Source organism: Escherichia sp. S10b (assembly GCF_028421345.1).
Taxonomy (GTDB): domain Bacteria; phylum Pseudomonadota; class Gammaproteobacteria; order Enterobacterales; family Enterobacteriaceae; genus ECMA0423.
This window is the reverse complement of sequence record NZ_JAHZSO010000035.1, coordinates 54,216-71,339: the sequence shown is the minus strand read 5'-3', so window position 1 is coordinate 71,339 and position 17,124 is coordinate 54,216. Positions and strand designations below refer to the sequence as shown.

The window sequence follows — 17,124 nt, the reverse complement described above, 5'->3', positions numbered from 1 at the left end:
GGCTTCGACGGCGGCTTTGCGCGGATCGACCTGTTCTTCTGGTTCCGCATTAGCCTGTTGCTGTTCCAGCTTGCGCGCTTTGGCGCGGGCGATAGCTGCTTCAACGGCAGTTTTACGTGGATCAGCAACGGTTGCTGCGTCGTTAGTTTGCTGCAGTTCTGCCTGTTTCGCTCTGGCTTGCGCTTTACGGGCTTCCCGTGCTGCAATAATTGCACTGTTATCCGGGCGTTCGCCCGCTTTAATCACAATAGGCTGTGTAGCCTGGGCCTGTTTCTCTTTCACCCGCGCCAGAGCGGCAGCAATCGCATCTTTATCTTTGGCTGCAGGTTGAACGGCTGCGCTCTTATGTCGTTCAAGGCGAGCCGCTTTTTCGCGCTCCAGACGAGCCTGGCGCGCTTCGAAACGCGCTTTGGCTTCTGCGGCGCGCTTTTCTTCCTGACGAATAGCCGCAATTTCAGCTTTTTCCTGACGGAAATATTGCACCAGGGGAATATTGCTCGGGCAAACCCACGCGCAAGCCCCACATTCAATGCAATCAGCAATGTTATGCGTGGTAGCTTTATCGTGTTGCTGACCTTTGCTGAACCAGTACAACTGTTGCGGCAAAAGATCCGCAGGGCAGGCGTCAGCACAGGCGCTACACCGGATGCAGCTTTGTTCTTCCTGTGGTTCGCCAAGTTCATTGGCAGAGGGAGCCAACAGACAGTTGGTAATCTTTACGACCGGGACATCCAGCCATGGCAAGGTAAAGCCCATTAGCGGGCCACCCATAATCACCATTTGATCGGCAGAGGGGCAGAATCCGGCATCATTCAATAAATGACGCACTGGCGTCCCCAGCCGTGCCCAGACGTTGCCCGGGCGAGCGATTGCTTCGCCAGTCAGGGTTACAACACGCTCGGTAATCGGCTCGCCATCAATAACGGCACGTTTCACTGCATAAGCAGTGCCGACGTTTTGCATTAATACGCCGATATCGGATGAACGCCCGCCATGTGGAACCTGCTTCCCGGTCAGAATGTAGGTTAATTGTTTAGCACCGCCAGAAGGATATTTGGTTGGAATCACCCGCAGAGAAATATCGTTAGATTCCGCCAGCACCGCGCGCAGCATGGAAATCGCCTGCGGTTTGTTATCTTCAATGCCGATAAGAATTTCGCGTGGCTGCAGAATATGCGCAAGAATGCGAATACCCTCTACGACCTGAGCCGCGCAATCCTGCATCAAACGGTCATCGGCGGTAATGTACGGCTCGCACTCAGCCGCGTTGATAATCAACGTTTCAATCTTATCTCCGCCACCCTGCAATTTAACGCCTGTCGGGAATCCTGCACCGCCCAGCCCGGCTACACCAAACTGATGTATGCGCTCGATTAACTCTTCGCGACTGCGAGTGCGATAATCGGCCCAGCCGTCGCGCGGGATCCAGCAGTCTTCACCATCGGCATCAATAATCACGCTTAATTCAGCTAAAGCTGAAGGATGAGCCGTAGAGTGGGGCGCAATAGCCGTAACGGTACCCGAGGTGGGCGCGTGAACAGGCAGCATTTTGCCGCGACCACGGGTAAGCGGCTGGCCGCGCAATACTTTATCGCCGACGCTAACGCACAACTCACCTTCAGCGCCAATATGCTGTTTCAGTGGAATAACAAAACGCTGCGCCAGTGGTACCTGGCGCAGGGGTGTACCGTTGGACTGGGTTTTCATCTCCGGTGGATGGATGCCGCCGTTGAAATCCCAGATTTTATTTTTTCTGAATGCAGAGAATAACTTAAGCATGGTGTTCCACGGGAATGATACGCACGGGAATGGTGTTCAGATCCCATTTCCAGGAGTCAGGTGTTTCTGCGACCGGTTGCAACGAGATGCAGTGCGTCGGGCACGGATCAACACATAAATTGCAGCCCGTACAGAGATCACTCATTACCGTATGCATGGCACGGGTAGCGCCAACGATGGCGTCTACCGGACAAGCCTGAATACATTTAGTGCAGCCAATACAGTTATTTTCATCAATAACCGCCACCATCCGCGCAGGCGTTAGCTCTTGCGCTTCGCCATCCAGCGGCTGCGGCTCGACATTAAGCAACTCGGCAATTTTTAGCATCACAGCTTCGCCACCTGGGGCGCAACGGTTGATTTTTTCACCGTTACAGCTGATGGCTTCCGCGTAGGGGCGACAGCCGGGATAACCGCACTGACCACACTGGCTCTGCGGTAAGATTTCGTCAATTTTCTCAACGACCGGATCGTCTTCCACCGCAAAACGGCGGGAGGCATAACCCAGAATGGCGCCAAACGCCAGGCCCAGCAGGCTCACGGCGGCAACGGCAATCCAGATAGCATTCATTACAACTTCACCAAACCACTAAAGCCCATAAAGGCCAGAGACATAAGACCTGCGGTAATTAACGCAATGGCATTACCGCGAAAAGGTGCCGGGACATCAGCCACAGCAAGGCGTTCGCGGATGGCGGCGAAGAGCACCATCACCAGCGAGAAACCGACAGCGGCGGAAAAACCGTACAGCGCCGACTGCAAGAAATTGTGCCCGAGATTGATATTCAGCAACGCCACGCCGAGCACTGCACAGTTGGTGGTGATAAGCGGCAAAAAAATCCCCAGCAGACGGTAAAGCACCGGGCTGGTTTTGCGCACCACCATCTCGGTGAACTGCACGACCACAGCAATCACCAGAATAAATGCCAGGGTGCGCAGGTAAATCAGATTAAGTGGGATCAAAATCCACGTATCGATAAGCCAGGCGCAAATAGACGCCAGCGTCATCACAAACGTTGTTGCCAGCCCCATGCCCATCGCGGTTTCCAGTTTTTTGGAAACCCCCATAAACGGACAGAGACCGAGAAACTTGACCAGTACAAAGTTATTGACCAGTACAGTTCCGACAAACAGTAACAGGTAGTCAGTCATTTTTCGGCCTGAAATAAAAAAGCCGCCTATTATCCGTTAATCCAGAGCAGGCGACAACAGGTTAACTGTAAGGTTATTACGGATTCACAAACGTCGCTTTTACCCGCGACGAGCGTTTGAAATAGGGGACGATCAATGCGGTTGCCAACAAAGTAAACAGCAACTGGCGAACGGCTATGCCATCTTCCACGGGTGAAAAAGCGAATGCTTTTACTGCCAGCAATACGGAAATAAGCAGCCAGATAATATAGTGTTTAGGAACACAACGCCGACGTTTAAAGAAAGCGATGGTCAACCACAGTGTGTAATACCACATGGCGATAGCGGTAATAAAAGAAACGCCCCATAAGATTTGTGTCGTCAGTGCTTGTCCGCCGAGCGTTTGAAATGTTTGCGGAGAAGATAACGTAGCGGTATACAGCAACAACGCCAGCGTCGTACTCAACAGAGCGACTAAAAGCCAGGCCAACGGGCCAAGCAACCAGCCTCCAATACGTTGTGGCGTTGTGGTGGTCATAGGTTCTCCAGAATAGCGACGCAAACAGGCAAATCTAATTTTAGGGGCGTTATTATAAGGCTTTTATAACCGATCGCTACTTTCTTTATTGGACATAGTGCCAGACGGACTTCGGTACCTGGCCGAGGTCAAACAAACGCCCGCCAGAAACCAGCTCTGCGCGACGGTGATCGGCAGCACGATACATATTGATCAGTTCCTGATCGTCCGTCAGGGTGTAATTAAGATGGTCGTAGAGTTTTTCCAGACTTTCGAGTGAACTGATTTTGCGAAATTTTAATAAGTAGTCCTGAACAGTCATAAAAGGTCCATAAAATAATTAATACCAAAGGGGTAGGTATTATTAGTGATGATAAAATTTCACCAAAAGTGAACGCTTGTGTTATTACAATAATAAGAATGCGCTGATGGCAAATATTCAGGGATGAAAAACTGCTCTGAAAAGAGTAACGCGCTTTACTATCCCTGACAATCACCAACAACATCGAACAAGATAATAAATTCCTGGTTTAATATCCGACAAGTGAAAACATGCACCCGGACGGGCAGCATGGCGCTCTACAAGCGCAGAGCTTACTTGTGTTGTACCGAAGCACTCTGTTCAGGTGGCTGATAGTTGTCAATGTGACTCGCCACGCCAAGAAGAATGACTGAAACGACAAGAACGATCCAACCTGTTAATTCAATAAGACGATTCATTACAGCCCACATCTCTCTTGATTGATCCATTAACTTCAGGGGGTAAATGTTACTTAGCAATAATAGCTCCAGCAAGATTTTTACTGAGGTTTTTGCGATATTTAGCTTTTGTCGTTGGAAAATTCGCTATTTTTTTGACTTAAGTTAAACAACATCCCTTATTGCTGGCAGGTTATTAAACTGTTGAGCGTGGGTAAAGGATAGTGTCAAATAGCCATCATACTTCAATGAGAGGCAATGACATGAGCGACAACATCCGTGTTGGGTTGATTGGGTATGGTTATGCGAGCAAAACCTTCCATGCGCCCCTGATTGCGGGCACGCCCGGGCTGGAACTGGCGGTAATCTCCAGCAGTGATGAAACAAAAGTAAAAGCCGACTGGCCAACGGTTACGGTTGTCTCTGAGCCGAAGCATCTGTTTAACGATCCCAACATAGACCTGATTGTCATTCCTACACCCAACGATACCCATTTCCCGTTAGCCAAAGCGGCGCTTGAGGCGGGTAAACATGTGGTCGTTGATAAACCCTTTACCGTGACACTGTCACAAGCGCGAGAGCTGGATGCGCTGGCAAAAAGCCTGGGGCGTGTGCTGTCTGTATTCCATAACCGTCGCTGGGATAGCGATTTCCTGACGCTAAAAGGTTTGCTCGCGGAAGGCGTGCTGGGTGAAGTTGCTTACTTTGAGTCTCATTTTGACCGCTTCCGTCCGCAGGTGCGCGATCGTTGGCGTGAACAGGGCGGCCCAGGCAGCGGTATCTGGTACGATTTAGCACCACATCTTCTTGATCAGGCCATTACGCTTTTTGGTTTACCGGTCAGCATGACGGTAGATTTGGCACAGTTACGGCCCGGAGAGCAGTCGACCGATTATTTCCACGCCATCTTGTCCTATCCACAGCGGCGAGTCATTTTACACGGTACCATGCTGGCAGCCGCTGAGTCAGCACGGTATATCGTGCATGGATCCCGAGGCAGTTATGTGAAATATGGCCTCGATCCACAGGAAGAACGTCTGAAAAATGGCGAGCGTCTACCGCAGGAAGACTGGGGCTACGATATGCGTGATGGCGTACTTACCCGCGTGGAAGGTGAGGAACGTGTCGAAGAAACGCTGTTGACGGTGCCTGGGAATTATCCGGCTTACTATGCGGCTATTCGTGATGCGTTAAATGGCGATGGTGAAAATCCGGTTCCGGCAAGCCAGGCAATCCAGGTAATGGAGTTGATTGAGCTGGGCATCGAATCCGCCAAACATCGCGCGACTTTGTGCCTTGCATGAAAAATGGATGGTGCAATTTGCACCATCCATTTTGTTACTTCGCGGCGACTTTTTCTCGCAGTGCGCGTTTTTCCTCAGCGCTGAGGAAAGCCATTTCCAGACCATTAATCTGTGCCTGGCGGATTTGCTCGCGGGATAACCCAGCAGCTGGCGCGGCAACGGTATATTCGTGAATGATATCCACTCCCTGTACGCCGGGATCGTCAGTGTTAATGCTGGCACGAATGCCATGCTCAAGGAACGTTTTCAGCGGATGTGCAGCCAGCTCTGCTACGGTGCTGGTCTGAATATTGGAGGTCAGACAGGATTCAATACCAATTTGTTGCTCGGCGAGAAAATCCATCAGCGCCCGATCTTCAATGGCTTTTACGCCATGTCCAATACGCTCCGCACCCAGTTCACGAATCGCCTGCCAGATGCTTTCCGGCCCGGCAGCTTCGCCTGCATGGACGGTAATATGCCAGCCCGCATCACGCGCGCGGTTGAAGTGAGAAAGGAACAGACTTCCCGGGAAACCAAGTTCATCACCGGCTAAATCAAGTGCGGTAATCTGGTCACGGTGGGCTAAAAAGGCCTCCAGCTCTTGCTGACAGGCGGCTTCGCCGAAGGTCCGGCTCATAATGCCGATAAGCTTCGCCTGCACACCAAAGGTGCGGCAACCTTCACGTACGCCATCGATCACCGCTTCGACAACACCCGCTACAGGCAGCTGATGTGCCATTGCCATGTAGCCTGGTGAAAAACGCAGCTCGACATAGTGCAGGCCGTGACGGGCTGCATCTTCAATGTTTTCAAATGCCACGCGGCGACAGGCATCAAGAGAGGCGAGAACTTTAACGCCCCAGTCAAGTTTGGTCAGAAAGCTCACCAGATCGGGTTCGTTGGCAATGACCTGAACGTGGGGAATCAGTGTTTCCAGGGATTGTGCAGGAAGCGAGATATTATACTGGCGGCCAAGTTCAAGAATGGTCTGGGGACGAATGTTGCCATCAAGGTGGCGATGGATATCAGTTAATGGCAGGGTGGTATCAATCATGGTCGCACTCTTTTTCTGAATATAAAAGTGCGCACCATTATAAAAACAAAGCAGGGTAAAAATCCACGATTGCGCAACGATTTTTTACGTTGCGCAATTGGGGTTAGCGAACAGCGCGGATGGCGTTTATTAATCCAGCCACACCTTTTTCCAGTTTCGAACGTGGGCAGCCGGCATTGAGACGGACAAAACCACGACCTTCTTCACCATAGGTATACCCCGGCATGATCGCGACTTTTTCTTGCTCGATAAGCGCTTTTTGCAACGCGTTGTCGTCAATATTCAACGGACGTAGATCAAGCCAGGCCAGATAAGTGGATTGCGGGATCTGCCAGTTGAGTTCAGGAAACGCGGCGTTCATTTTATCTGAGATATACGTCAGGTTATCTTTCAGATAGACGCGTAAGGCATCCAGCCACGGTGCACCTTGCTGATAGGCGGCGATATGGGCAGTTAACGCCAGTACCGAAGGGGAAGAAAGCCCATCACGTCCTTTCAGTGCCGATAAATAGGCATCACGGCTGCTGCTATTTTCTATAATCCCGTAAGCACCGGTCAGCGCGGGAATATTGAAACTTTTCGAGCCCGACGTCAGCAACGCCCAGTCTCCCCGCGCCACATTACTCCAGGGAATATGCGGCTGCTCGCCCCAGACCATATCCATATGGATTTCATCGGAAATAACCCGCACACCATGACGCTCGCACAGGTCAGCCATGATCTCCAGCTCATCGCACGTCCACACTTTCCCGGTAGGATTCTGTGGGCTACACAGGAGCATAATTTTACATTCTGGTTTCGCCAACACGGCTTCCAGCTTGCCCATATCGCAAAACCAGTCGTCAGCCTGCTTCTCTAAAGCAACGGGCATTACTGTGCGCTGGTTACCTTCAATGGCCTTGTAAAATGCGTCATAGGCGGGCGTGTGGATCACCACGCCTTCACCTGTTTCAGACCACTGACGAATCAGTTCTGAAACCATATAGATGACAGAAGGGCCATACACCACCGTCTGCGTATCAATTGCGGTGTAATGCTGGGTGGAAAACCAGTGGGCAATAGCCGCGAGAAACTCATCGTTTTTCCAGCGGCTGTAGCCAAATACGCCGTGCATCAGGCGCTGATTCAGCGCCTCGATAATGCAGGGGGCAGTGGCAAAATCCATGTCTGAAATCGTGAACGGTAACAGGTCAGCAGTGCCGAAACGGTCAGCGACATAATCCCACTGTGTACACCATGTGCCATGACGATCCACGACCTTTGAAAAATCGAACATATCTTATCCTTATGCCTGGACAGTATGCATCAGACCGGCCATTTCATCTTTTACTGACTGAACTTGTGGCCCGATAACAACCTGCAGGTTATGTTGATTAAGTTGTACTACGCCAATTGCCCGATTGTCCTTCAGTGCCTGCACATTAACAAGCGACATATCTTTCACAGACAAACGCAGACGGGTAATGCAGTTATCGAGGCTGACAATATTGTCGGCACCGCCTAATGCTTCGAGGATTGCAGGAACGTTGTAACCTGATTTACCCGGCGCACCGGCAACGGCTTTTTCGATTGAGCTGGCAACTTCGCTATCGCGCCCCGGGGTTTTCAGATTGAAGCGGGTGATAGCGAAACGGAAGATGACGTAGTAAACGACAAACCAGATTGCCGCCACCACTGGCACCATGTACCACTTGGTTGACAGACCATGCAAAATACCGAACACCACGAAGTCGATGATATTGCCGTCGGTATTACCGATGGTGACGCCGAGCACAGACATGACAGTGAAGCCGAGGCCGGTTAACAGCGCGTGGATGACATACAGAACTGGCGCCACGAACAGGAACAGGAATTCCAGCGGTTCGGTCGTGCCGCCAACGACACAGGCGATCAGGCCAGAAATCAGCAGACCTTTAATTTTATGGCGATTTTCCGGGCGCGCGCAGTGATACATAGCTAACGCTGCACCTGGCAGACCGCCGAGAAACGCAGGCATTTTACCTTGCGAAAGGAAACGCGTGGCGCTTTCAGAAAAACCGTGAGTGGTCGGGCAACTCAATTGCGCCTGGAAGATGGTCAGTGCGCCGCTGACGGTTTGACCGCAGACTTCCTGCGTGCCGCCTGCGTCGGTAAAGCGAATTAATGCCACCAGAATGTGATGCAGACCAAACGGCAACAGCAGACGTTCACCGGTACCAAACAGCATCGGTCCGAAATCACCCGCGCTGTTTATCATATGGCCCAAGCCGCTAATACCCATGGCGAAAATCGGCCAGACTAATGGAATCACCAGGCCGATAAGGCCCATCACCAGCGAGGAGATAATTGGTACGAAGCGCGTACCGCCGAAGAATGCCAGCGCATCCGGCAGGCGGATATTATGGAAACGCTCATGCAGCATCCAGACGATAATACCGGCGATCACCGCACCGAGGATCCCGGTATCGATCGACTGGATCCCAAGAATGCTCTGGATGTTATTGGCTTTCAGAACCGCGGCATCCGTGGTTGGCAGAATGCCTTTATTGGTCAACCAGAAGTTTACCGCGAGGTTCATTACCGCATAACCGACGAAGCCAGCGAATGCCGCTACGCCTTTATTTTCGCGTGCCAGGCCCAGCGGGATGGCGATACAGAACATGACAGGCAGGAAACTAAAAGCAAACGAGCCAATCTTACTCATCCAGGTAAAGATAGCCTGCAACACGGGGTTGCCCAGGACCGGGATCAGGGTTATGACATCATGGCTGCTAAGAGAACTACCAATGCCGAGCATAATGCCGCAGAACGACAATAATGCCACGGGTAACATGAAGGTTTTGCCTAACTGCTGGAAGAACTCCCACAGCGTGACTTTCGGTGCTGTTTTCGCCGTCATAAAACGACTCCTCGTAGAGAACAATCTGGATTCAGTAAATTGCGCGAGAAGATAAAACGTTTTATCAAATTTTAGTGAGGCATAAATCACATTACGCAACGATAATAGCGGGTATAAGATAAATAAAAGGTAAAACGTTTTATCTGTCACATAATCAGGGAGTAGGTCATCTGCATGGCTACCGCCAAAAAAATAACCATTCATGATGTTGCGCTGGCTGCGGGCGTGTCGGTAAGTACCGTTTCGCTGGTGCTTAGTGGCAAAGGGCGAATCTCTACCGCCACAGGAGAACGCGTTAACGCCGCCATTGAAGAGCTGGGATTTGTGCGCAATCGCCAGGCGTCGGCGCTGCGCGGCGGGCAAAGCGGCGTCATTGGTTTGATCGTCCGTGATTTATCTGCGCCGTTTTACGCCGAATTGACGGCCGGATTGACGGAAGCTCTGGAAGCGCAGGGACGGATGGTTTTTTTGCTTCACGGCGGTAAAGACGGCGAGCAGCTGGCACAGCGGTTTTCACTGTTACTGAATCAGGGTGTGGATGGTGTGGTAATTGCCGGGGCTGCAGGAAGCAGCGATGACCTGCGACGGATGGCAGAAGAAAAAGCTATCCCGGTGATTTTCGCTTCCCGTGCCAGTTATCTTGATGATGTTGATACGGTTCGCCCGGACAACATGCAGGCTGCACAGTTGTTGACGGAGCATCTCATTCGCAATGGGCATCAGCGGATCGCCTGGCTGGGAGGGCAAAGTTCCTCATTAACCCGTGCAGAACGGGTGGGGGGCTATTGTGCAACTCTACTAAAATTTGGCCTGCCGTTTCACAGCGATTGGGTGCTGGAGTGCACATCCAGCCAGAAGCAAGCCGCGGAAGCTATCACGGCGCTTTTACGTCATAACCCGACCATCAGTGCTGTGGTTTGCTATAACGAAACTATTGCGATGGGGGCATGGTTTGGTTTGCTCAAAGCAGGGCGGCAAAGCGGGGAAAGCGGAGTCGATCGTTACTTTGAGCAACAAGTTTCGCTGGCGGCATTTACCGATGCGACACCAACCACACTTGATGATATACCCGTTACCTGGGCCAGCACGCCTGCGCGGGAACTTGGTACCACACTTGCGGATCGCATGATGCAAAAAATCACCCATGAAGAGACGCATTCACGCAATCTTATTATTCCCGCCCGGCTCATTGCGGCGAAATAATCCTCTCTTTATCTGCTATACCTGGTAGTGTCCTTTCCTCAAGGTTAATGATAAAAAATGTGGCACACAGGCGGTGCCTTTTATTTTTACTGAAGTTCACAGGAGGTTTATGTGTTTAATTCTGACAACCTGAGACTCGACGGAAAATGCGCCATCATCACAGGTGCGGGTGCAGGTATTGGTAAAGAAATCGCCATTACATTCGCGACAGCTGGCGCATCTGTGGTGGTCAGTGATATTAACGCCGACGCAGCTAACCATGTTGTAGACGAAATTCAACAACTGGGTGGTCAGGCATTTGCCTGCCGTTGTGATATTACTTCCGAACAGGAACTCTCTGCACTGGCAGACTTTGCCGTCAGTAAGCTGGGTAAAGTTGATATCCTGGTTAACAACGCCGGTGGCGGTGGTCCTAAACCGTTTGATATGCCAATGGCAGATTTTCGCCGTGCTTATGAACTGAATGTGTTTTCTTTTTTCCATCTGTCACAACTTGTTGCGCCAGAAATGGAAAAAAATGGCGGTGGCGTTATTCTGACCATCACTTCTATGGCGGCAGAAAATAAAAATATAAACATGACTTCCTATGCATCATCTAAAGCTGCGGCCAGTCATCTGGTCAGAAATATGGCATTTGACCTGGGTGAAAAAAATATTCGGGTGAATGGCATTGCGCCGGGGGCAATATTAACCGATGCCCTGAAATCCGTTATTACACCAGAAATTGAACAAAAAATGTTACAGCACACGCCGATCAGACGTCTGGGCCAACCGCAAGATATTGCTAACGCGGCGCTGTTCCTTTGCTCGCCTGCAGCCAGCTGGGTAAGCGGACAAATTCTCACCGTCTCCGGTGGTGGGGTACAGGAGCTCAATTAATACACTAACGAACCGGTAAACAGCCGTATGTGTTGTTTACCGGGATAGCGTGTGCAATTCATCAACGTCTCTGCTAAACAACTGGCAGCCAAATCACGGCTATTGGTTAACCAATAGCTGGATGAAAAGCATACGAATAGAGTGTGCCTTCGCACTATTCAACAGCAATGATAGGCGCTCACCTGACAACGCGGTAAACTAGTTATTCACGCTAACTATAATGGTTTAATGATGGATAACATGCAGACTGAAGCACAACCGACACGGACCCGGATCCTCAATGCTGCCAGAGAGATTTTTTCAGAAAATGGATTTCACAGTGCCTCGATGAAAGCCATCTGTAAATCCTGCGCCATTAGTCCCGGGACGCTCTATCACCATTTCATCTCCAAAGAAGCCTTGATTCAGGCGATTATCTTACAGGACCAGGAGAGGGCGCTGGCCCGTTTCCGGGAACCGATTGAAGGGATTCATTTTGTTGACTATATGGTCGAGTCTATTGTCTCTCTCACCCATGAAGCCTTTGGGCAACGGGCGCTGGTGGTCGAAATTATGGCGGAAGGGATGCGTAACCCACAGGTCGCCGCCATGCTTAAAAATAAGCATATGACGATCACTGAATTTGTTGCCCAGCGGATGCGTGATGCCCAGCAAAAAGGCGAGATAAGCCCAGACATCAACACGTCAATGACTTCACGTTTACTGCTGGATCTGACCTACGGTGTACTGGCCGATATCGAAGCGGAAGACCTGGCGCGTGAAGCGTCGTTTGCTCAGGGATTACGCGCGATGATTGGCGGTATCTTAACCGCATCCTGATCCTCTCATTTCGCGGGCTGGTGATAACTGTGCCCGCGTTTCATACTTTAATTTCCCTGTACAAAATACAATCTAGCCGGGATCGGAGAATTCCCCCCAAAAATATTCACCGTAGCCATATGTCATGAGAGTTTATCGTTCTCAAGATGCTCGAACGAACGTTCGATTGCTTATTTTATGGCTTCTGTCAACGCTGTTTTAAAGATTAATGCGATCTATATCACGCTGTGGGTATTGCAGTTTTTGGTTTTTTGATCGCGGTGTCAGTTCTTTTTATTTCCATTTCTCTTCCATGGGTTTCTCACAGATAACTGTGTGCAACACAGAATTGGTTAACTAATCAGATTAAAGGTTGACCAGTATTTTTATTTGAATGAGGAGTCCCTTATGTTACGTCCTGTAGAAACCCCAACCCGTGAAATCAAAAAACTCGACGGCCTGTGGGCATTCAGTCTGGATCGCGAAAACTGTGGAATTGATCAGCGTTGGTGGGAAAGCGCGTTACAAGAAAGCCGGGCAATTGCTGTGCCAGGCAGTTTTAACGATCAGTTCGCCGATGCAGATATTCGTAATTATGTGGGCAACGTCTGGTATCAGCGCGAAGTCTTTATACCGAAAGGTTGGGCAGGCCAGCGTATCGTGCTGCGTTTCGATGCGGTCACTCATTACGGCAAAGTGTGGGTAAATAATCAGGAAGTGATGGAGCATCAGGGCGGCTATACGCCATTTGAAGCCGATGTCACGCCGTATGTTATTGCCGGGAAAAGTGTACGTATCACCGTTTGTGTGAACAACGAACTGAACTGGCAGACTATCCCGCCGGGAATGGTGATTACCGATGAAAACGGCAAGAAAAAGCAGTCTTACTTCCATGATTTCTTTAACTATGCCGGGATCCATCGCAGCGTAATGGTCTACACCACGCCGAACACCTGGGTGGACGATATCACCGTGGTGACGCATGTTGCGCAAGACTGTAACCACGCGTCTGTTGACTGGCAGGTGGTAGCAAATGGTGATGTCAGCGTTGAACTGCGTGATGCGGATCAGCAGGTGGTTGCAACTGGACAAGGTACCAGCGGGACTTTGCAAGTGGTGAATCCACACCTCTGGCAACCGGGTGAAGGTTATCTCTATGAACTGTGCGTCACAGCCAAAAGCCAGACAGAGTGTGATATCTACCCGCTTCGCGTCGGCATCCGGTCAGTGGCAGTGAAGGGCGAACAGTTCCTGATTAACCACAAACCGTTCTACTTTACTGGCTTTGGTCGTCATGAAGATGCTGACTTGCGTGGCAAAGGATTCGATAACGTGCTGATGGTGCACGACCACGCATTAATGGACTGGATTGGGGCCAACTCCTACCGTACCTCGCATTACCCTTACGCTGAAGAGATGCTCGACTGGGCAGATGAACATGGCATCGTGGTGATTGATGAAACTGCTGCTGTCGGCTTTAACCTCTCTTTAGGCATTGGTTTCGAAGCGGGCAACAAGCCGAAAGAACTGTACAGCGAAGAGGCAGTCAACGGGGAAACTCAGCAGGCGCACTTACAGGCGATTAAAGAGCTGATAGCGCGTGACAAAAACCACCCAAGCGTGGTGATGTGGAGTATTGCCAACGAACCGGATACCCGTCCGCAAGGTGCACGAGAATATTTCGCGCCACTGGCGGAAGCAACGCGTAAACTCGACCCGACGCGTCCGATCACCTGCGTCAATGTAATGTTCTGCGACGCTCACACCGATACCATCAGCGATCTCTTTGATGTGCTGTGCCTTAACCGTTATTACGGTTGGTATGTCCAAAGCGGCGATTTGGAAACGGCAGAGAAGGTACTGGAAAAAGAACTTCTGGCCTGGCAGGAGAAACTGCATCAGCCGATTATCATCACCGAATACGGCGTGGATACGTTAGCCGGGCTGCACTCAATGTACACCGACATGTGGAGTGAAGAGTATCAGTGTGCATGGCTGGATATGTATCACCGCGTCTTTGATCGCGTCAGCGCCGTCGTCGGTGAACAGGTATGGAATTTCGCCGATTTTGCGACCTCGCAAGGCATATTGCGCGTTGGAGGTAACAAGAAAGGGATCTTCACTCGCGACCGCAAACCGAAGTCGGCGGCTTTTCTGCTGCAAAAACGCTGGACTGGCATGAACTTCGGTGAAAAACCGCAGCAGGGAGGCAAACAATGAATCAACAACTCTCCTGGCGCACCATCGTCGGCTACAGCCTCGGTGACGTCGCCAATAACTTCGCCTTCGCAATGGGGGCGCTCTTCCTGTTGAGTTACTACACCGACGTCGCTAGCGTCGGTGCCGCTGCGGCGGGCACCATGCTGTTACTGGTGCGGGTATTCGATGCCTTCGCCGACGTCTTTGCCGGACGAGTGGTGGACAGTGTGAATACCCGCTGGGGAAAATTCCGCCCGTTTTTACTCTTCGGTACTGCGCCGTTAATGATCTTCAGCGTGCTGGTATTCTGGGTGCCGACCGACTGGAGCCATGGTAGCAAAGTGGTGTATGCATATTTGACCTACATGGGCCTCGGGCTTTGCTACAGCCTGGTGAATATTCCTTATGGTTCACTTGCTACCGCGATGACCCAACAACCACAATCCCGCGCCCGTCTGGGCGCGGCTCGCGGGATTGCCGCTTCATTAACCTTTGTCTGCCTGGCATTTCTGATAGGACCGAGCATTAAGAACTCCAGCCCGGAAGAGATGGTGTCGGTATACCATTTCTGGACGATTGTGCTGGCGATTGCCGGAATGGTGCTTTACTTCATCTGCTTCAAATCGACGCGTGAGAATGTGGTACGTATCGTGGCGCAGCCGTCATTGAAGATCAGTCTGCAAACCCTGAAACGGAATCGCCCGCTGTTTATGTTGTGCATCGGTGCGCTGTGTGTGCTGATTTCGACCTTCGCGGTCAGCGCCTCGTCGTTGTTCTACGTGCGCTATGTGTTAAATGATACCGGGCTGTTCACTGTGCTGGTACTGGTGCAAAACCTGGTTGGTACTGTGGCATCGGCACCGCTGGTGCCGGGGATGGTCGCGAGGATCGGTAAAAAGAATACCTTCCTGATTGGCGCTTTGCTGGGAACCTGCGGTTATCTGCTATTCTTCTGGGTTTCCGTCTGGTCACTGCCGGTGGCGTTGGTTGCGTTGGCCATCGCTTCAATTGGTCAGGGCGTTACTATGACTGTGATGTGGGCACTGGAAGCTGATACCGTAGAATACGGTGAATACCTGACCGGCGTGCGAATTGAAGGGCTCACCTATTCACTATTCTCATTTACCCGTAAATGCGGTCAGGCAATCGGAGGTTCAATTCCTGCCTTTATTTTGGGATTAAGCGGATATATCGCCAATCAGGTGCAAACGCCGGAAGTTATTATGGGCATCCGCACATCAATTGCCTTAGTACCTTGCGGATTTATGCTACTGGCATTCGTTATTATCTGGTTTTATCCGCTCACGGATAAAAAATTCAAAGAAATCGTGGTTGAAATTGATAATCGTAAAAAAGTGCAGCAGCAATTAATCAGCGATATCACTAATTAATATTCAATAAAAATAATCAGAACATCAAAGGTGCAACTATGAGAAAAATAGTGGCCATGGCCGTTATTTGCCTGACGGCTGCCTCTGGCCTTACCTCTGCTTATGCGGCGCAACTGGCTGACGATGAAGCGGGACTACGCATCAGACTGAAAAACGAATTGCGTAGGGCGGATAAGCCCAGTGCTGGCGCGGGAAGAGATATTTACGCATGGGTACAGGGAGGATTGCTCGATTTCAATAGTGGTTATTATTCCAATATTATTGGCGTTGAAGGCGGGGCATATTATGTTTATAAATTAGGTGCTCGTGCTGATATGAGTACCCGGTGGTATCTTGATGGTGATAAAAGTTTTGGCTTTGCCCTGGGGGCAGTAAAAATAAAACCCAGTGAAAATAGCCTGCTTAAATTAGGTCGCTTCGGGACGGATTATAGTTATGGTAGCTTACCTTATCGTATTCCGTTAATGGCTGGCAGTTCGCAACGTACATTACCGACAGTTTCTGAAGGAGCATTAGGTTATTGGGCTTTAACACCAAATATTGATCTGTGGGGAATGTGGCGTTCACGAGTATTTTTATGGACTGATTCAACAACCGGTATTCGTGATGAAGGGGTGTATAACAGCCAGACGGGAAAATACGATAAACATCGCGCACGTTCTTTCTTAGCCGCCAGTTGGCATGATGATACCAGTCGCTATTCTCTGGGGGCATCGGTACAGAAAGATGTTTCCAATCAGATACAAAGTATTCTCGAGAAAAGCATACCGCTCGACCCGAATTATACGTTGAAAGGGGAGTTGCTCGGCTTTTACGCGCAGCTCGAAGGTTTAAGTCGTAATACCAGCCAGCCCAATGAAACGGCGTTGGTTAGTGGACAATTGACCTGGAATGCGCCGTGGGGAAGCGTATTTGGCAGTGGTGGTTATTTGCGCCATGCAATGAATGGTGCCGTGGTGGATACCGACATTGGCTATCCCTTTTCATTAAGTCTTGATCGTAACCGTGAAGGAATGCAGTCCTGGCAATTGGGCGTCAACTATCGTTTAACGCCGCAATTTACGCTGACATTTGCACCGATTGTGACTCGCGGCTATGAATCCAGTAAACGAGATGTGCGGATTGAAGGCACGGGTATCTTAGGTGGTATGAACTATCGGGTCAGCGAAGGGCCGTTACAAGGGATGAATTTCTTTCTTGCTGCCGATAAAGGGCGGGAAAAGCGCGATGGCAGTACGCTGGGCGATCGCCTGAATTACTGGGATGTGAAAATGAGTATTCAGTATGACTTTATGCTGAAGTAAAAAATA

Annotated in this window: 16 protein-coding genes; 7 read left to right on the top strand and 9 right to left on the bottom strand. The window is 50.5% G+C overall.

The window, feature by feature from the left end; all coding sequences use genetic code 11:
- The 6 genes from rsxC to blr all read right to left on the bottom strand — a co-directional run.
- The coding region (gene rsxC / locus FTE26_RS02955; RefSeq protein ID WP_272457485.1) for an electron transport complex subunit RsxC at window positions 1-1,779 on the bottom strand (1,779 nt) is incomplete at its 3' end.
- Entirely contained in the window at window positions 1,772-2,350 is a 579-nt protein-coding gene (gene rsxB, locus FTE26_RS02950) for an electron transport complex subunit RsxB (protein WP_000991809.1), read from the bottom strand. The genes rsxC and rsxB, both read right to left, overlap by 8 nt.
- Window positions 2,350-2,931, bottom strand: coding sequence for an electron transport complex subunit RsxA (rsxA, locus tag FTE26_RS02945; RefSeq protein ID WP_000133193.1), 582 nt, complete (start codon window positions 2,929-2,931; stop codon window positions 2,350-2,352). The genes rsxB and rsxA overlap by 1 nt, the downstream gene beginning before the upstream one ends.
- 76 nt (window positions 2,932-3,007) lie before the next feature.
- A complete protein-coding gene (locus FTE26_RS02940) occupies window positions 3,008-3,448 on the bottom strand; it encodes a DUF2569 domain-containing protein (protein WP_001296946.1) in 441 nt (146 codons plus the stop codon).
- A gap of 85 nt (window positions 3,449-3,533) precedes the next feature.
- A complete protein-coding gene (gene ydgT / locus FTE26_RS02935) occupies window positions 3,534-3,749 on the bottom strand; it encodes a transcription modulator YdgT (RefSeq protein ID WP_000217950.1) in 216 nt (71 codons plus the stop codon).
- A gap of 272 nt (window positions 3,750-4,021) precedes the next feature.
- Complete coding sequence (gene blr, locus FTE26_RS02930; RefSeq protein WP_001300888.1) at window positions 4,022-4,147, bottom strand: division septum protein Blr; 126 nt, start codon at window positions 4,145-4,147, stop codon at window positions 4,022-4,024.
- Between the two features lie 242 nt (window positions 4,148-4,389).
- On the opposite strand from blr, the gene FTE26_RS02925 reads away from it, so the two are divergent.
- Window positions 4,390-5,430 (top strand): oxidoreductase, encoded by a 1,041-nt coding sequence (locus FTE26_RS02925; protein WP_001282521.1) that lies wholly within the window; start codon window positions 4,390-4,392, stop codon window positions 5,428-5,430.
- A gap of 34 nt (window positions 5,431-5,464) precedes the next feature.
- Here FTE26_RS02925 and add read toward each other — a convergent pair whose 3' ends face one another.
- The 3 genes from add to malX all read right to left on the bottom strand — a co-directional run bounded on the left by add (window position 5,465) and on the right by malX (window position 9,344).
- Window positions 5,465-6,466 (bottom strand): adenosine deaminase, encoded by a 1,002-nt coding sequence (add, locus tag FTE26_RS02920; RefSeq protein WP_000567490.1) that lies wholly within the window; start codon window positions 6,464-6,466, stop codon window positions 5,465-5,467.
- Window positions 6,467-6,569: 103 nt separating this feature from the next.
- Entirely contained in the window at window positions 6,570-7,742 is a 1,173-nt protein-coding gene (malY, locus tag FTE26_RS02915) for a bifunctional maltose regulon transcriptional repressor/cystathionine beta-lyase MalY (RefSeq protein ID WP_000459406.1), read from the bottom strand.
- 9 nt (window positions 7,743-7,751) lie between these two features.
- The gene (malX, locus tag FTE26_RS02910) at window positions 7,752-9,344 is read right to left on the bottom strand and encodes a PTS maltose transporter subunit IICB (protein ID WP_000125592.1); all 1,593 of its coding nucleotides are present in this window, start codon (window positions 9,342-9,344) and stop codon (window positions 7,752-7,754) included.
- A 174-nt stretch (window positions 9,345-9,518) separates the two neighbouring features.
- On the opposite strand from malX, the gene malI reads away from it, so the two are divergent.
- From malI to uidC, 6 genes are all read left to right on the top strand, one after another.
- A complete protein-coding gene (malI, locus tag FTE26_RS02905) occupies window positions 9,519-10,547 on the top strand; it encodes a mal regulon transcriptional regulator MalI (RefSeq protein ID WP_000179513.1) in 1,029 nt (342 codons plus the stop codon).
- Window positions 10,548-10,658: 111 nt separating this feature from the next.
- Window positions 10,659-11,426 carry a 7-alpha-hydroxysteroid dehydrogenase gene (hdhA, locus tag FTE26_RS02900; RefSeq protein WP_000483362.1) on the top strand — a complete coding sequence of 256 codons (768 nt, stop codon included), beginning with the start codon at window positions 10,659-10,661 and terminating at the stop codon, window positions 11,424-11,426.
- Between the two features lie 228 nt (window positions 11,427-11,654).
- Window positions 11,655-12,245, top strand: a complete 591-nt coding sequence (gene uidR / locus FTE26_RS02895) for a DNA-binding transcriptional regulator UidR (RefSeq protein ID WP_000969095.1) — start codon at window positions 11,655-11,657, stop codon at window positions 12,243-12,245.
- 387 nt (window positions 12,246-12,632) lie between these two features.
- Window positions 12,633-14,444, top strand: a complete 1,812-nt coding sequence (uidA, locus tag FTE26_RS02890; RefSeq protein WP_000945924.1) for a beta-glucuronidase — start codon at window positions 12,633-12,635, stop codon at window positions 14,442-14,444.
- Window positions 14,441-15,814: a glucuronide transporter gene (gene uidB / locus FTE26_RS02885; protein ID WP_001075904.1), complete on the top strand. Its 1,374-nt coding sequence runs from the start codon at window positions 14,441-14,443 to the stop codon at window positions 15,812-15,814. Before uidA ends, uidB begins: the two co-directional genes overlap by 4 nt.
- Window positions 15,815-15,852: 38 nt before the next feature.
- Window positions 15,853-17,118 (top strand): glucuronide uptake porin UidC, encoded by a 1,266-nt coding sequence (gene uidC, locus FTE26_RS02880; protein ID WP_001227023.1) that lies wholly within the window; start codon window positions 15,853-15,855, stop codon window positions 17,116-17,118.
- Window positions 17,119-17,124 lie beyond the last annotated feature (6 nt).

Coding starts and splice junctions, on each gene's coding strand:
- malI (WP_000179513.1), top strand. CDS start 9,519: ATGGCTACCGCCAAAAAAATAACCATTCATGATGTTGCGCTGGCTGCG.
- malY (WP_000459406.1), bottom strand. CDS start 7,742: ATGTTCGATTTTTCAAAGGTCGTGGATCGTCATGGCACATGGTGTACA.
- add (WP_000567490.1), bottom strand. CDS start 6,466: ATGATTGATACCACCCTGCCATTAACTGATATCCATCGCCACCTTGAT.
- rsxA (WP_000133193.1), bottom strand. CDS start 2,931: ATGACTGACTACCTGTTACTGTTTGTCGGAACTGTACTGGTCAATAAC.
- FTE26_RS02940 (WP_001296946.1), bottom strand. CDS start 3,448: ATGACCACCACAACGCCACAACGTATTGGAGGCTGGTTGCTTGGCCCG.
- uidR (WP_000969095.1), top strand. CDS start 11,655: ATGATGGATAACATGCAGACTGAAGCACAACCGACACGGACCCGGATC.
- rsxB (WP_000991809.1), bottom strand. CDS start 2,350: ATGAATGCTATCTGGATTGCCGTTGCCGCCGTGAGCCTGCTGGGCCTG.
- uidB (WP_001075904.1), top strand. CDS start 14,441: ATGAATCAACAACTCTCCTGGCGCACCATCGTCGGCTACAGCCTCGGT.
- uidA (WP_000945924.1), top strand. CDS start 12,633: ATGTTACGTCCTGTAGAAACCCCAACCCGTGAAATCAAAAAACTCGAC.
- FTE26_RS02925 (WP_001282521.1), top strand. CDS start 4,390: ATGAGCGACAACATCCGTGTTGGGTTGATTGGGTATGGTTATGCGAGC.
- ydgT (WP_000217950.1), bottom strand. CDS start 3,749: ATGACTGTTCAGGACTACTTATTAAAATTTCGCAAAATCAGTTCACTC.
- uidC (WP_001227023.1), top strand. CDS start 15,853: ATGAGAAAAATAGTGGCCATGGCCGTTATTTGCCTGACGGCTGCCTCT.
- malX (WP_000125592.1), bottom strand. CDS start 9,344: ATGACGGCGAAAACAGCACCGAAAGTCACGCTGTGGGAGTTCTTCCAG.
- blr (WP_001300888.1), bottom strand. CDS start 4,147: ATGAATCGTCTTATTGAATTAACAGGTTGGATCGTTCTTGTCGTTTCA.